General features: G+C 40.0%; 1 protein-coding gene. It reads left to right on the forward strand.

The annotated features are described in order from the left end of the window. The first annotated feature begins 63 nt into the window (after positions 1 to 63). Positions 64 to 1059 carry a serine hydrolase domain-containing protein gene (locus QEH53_RS23715; RefSeq protein WP_309025718.1) on the forward strand — a complete coding sequence of 332 codons (996 nt, stop codon included), beginning with the start codon at positions 64 to 66 and terminating at the stop codon, positions 1057 to 1059. Positions 1060 to 1445: the final 386 nt, after the last annotated feature.

A 1445-nucleotide genomic window follows, 5' to 3' on the forward strand; every position in this document is an offset into this window, starting at 1 on the left:
GTTAAAAAGTGCGGATGACTATATATAATATCGTGTTATGTGCTTGATGAAGGAAACAAAAAAATGTATAAAAAATTAAAAGGTCAAATTGAACAGATATCAAAAGAAAACGATTTTTCGGGAGTTGTGTCCATTTATAAAGGAGAGGAGTCTTTGTATGAACGAGCCTTTGGGTTTAGGGATGTTGATAAAGAATTAATGATTGATTTGGATACCCGATTTGGTATTGCGTCAGGAACCAAATTTGTTACTTCTTTGGCGGTATCAGTCTTGGTAGAATCGGGAACGTTAAGCTTCAATGCGAAAGTTGGCGATCTCGATTCGTCTTTCAAGGGATTCATTGATCCAGAGGCTACCATTTGGCATGTTCTATGTCACACTTCTGGCATGTATGATTATTACGATGAGGATTTAGTTCCGGATATGGAAAATTTCTATATTGAAATACCTTGGAGTTTTCTAGAGTCACCATTGGATTACCTCCCTTTGTTTAGAAAAAGGAAAATGAAAGGTCGAGCCGGGATTGGGTACGCATATTGTAATGGAGGTTATGTGCTATTGGGTGCTATAATTGAGAAAATTACGGGAATGACCTATGGGGAGTTTGTGCAGGGGCATGTCTTGGGGCCAGCTGGAATGAGTGACTCCGGCTTTTTTCGCTTAGACCAATTGCCTAGCAATACAGCAAGGGGGATACTTAACGACCGAAAAACAACAAATACGTTTAGAATTCCTATTTGCGGTGGAGGTGATGGTGGAATGTATACTAGCAGTAGAGATATTCGTAAACTATGGAGAGCATACTACGATTGTGAGCTGCTTGATAGAAGTACGCGTGATGAATTGTCGAAGGTGTATGGTAAATACAACCGATATCTCGATATCGCTTGTAGTGCATATCGTGGTGTAGGGAAGGAGTTTTACTTCATTGAGGGATGTGACGCAGGTGTGGGTTTTTTTTCAAAATACTCTCCGAATGATGATGTGGTGTTTAGTGTTTTATCAAATGTAACAGCGGGAGCGGGATGCTTTGAAGATGTTGCATTGGAGATGGGGTAGGATTTGCTGTAAAATGTTATAAAATGATGTTGTGTAATAAAATGGGATGGTTGTACGGTCAGTGTGTTAATTATATATTGTTGAATAGCAAGTGAAAGCGGGTTTGAGAAGGTGTCACCGTGTCTTTCGTTGAAAAGGTATATATCGAAATACTCATATAGTAAGTGTGATTCGGCGTTGACTTGATTGCTTTATTACCGCAATAAGTGTAAGGTTAACTGTCTTGTTGGCCATGTTTGCGCTTTTTTATATGCGAACGAGTGGTGCGTTAAGGTGGACGCTCTGACTCAAAGACTGTCCAATAAGTCGCTAATTAGCGAGCCTTCTTGTCGTGAGTTTGATCATCGCCTCAGATGAGCATGCTTTACTTTCTCGGTCGATGGTAA

The sequence above is a fragment of the Pelagicoccus sp. SDUM812002 genome, from assembly GCF_031127835.1.
Classification (GTDB): domain Bacteria; phylum Verrucomicrobiota; class Verrucomicrobiia; order Opitutales; family Opitutaceae; genus Pelagicoccus.

Excerpts from the sequence above, each read along its gene's own strand:
- QEH53_RS23715 (WP_309025718.1), top strand. The coding sequence starts at position 64 with ATGTATAAAAAATTAAAAGGTCAAATTGAACAGATATCAAAAGAAAAC.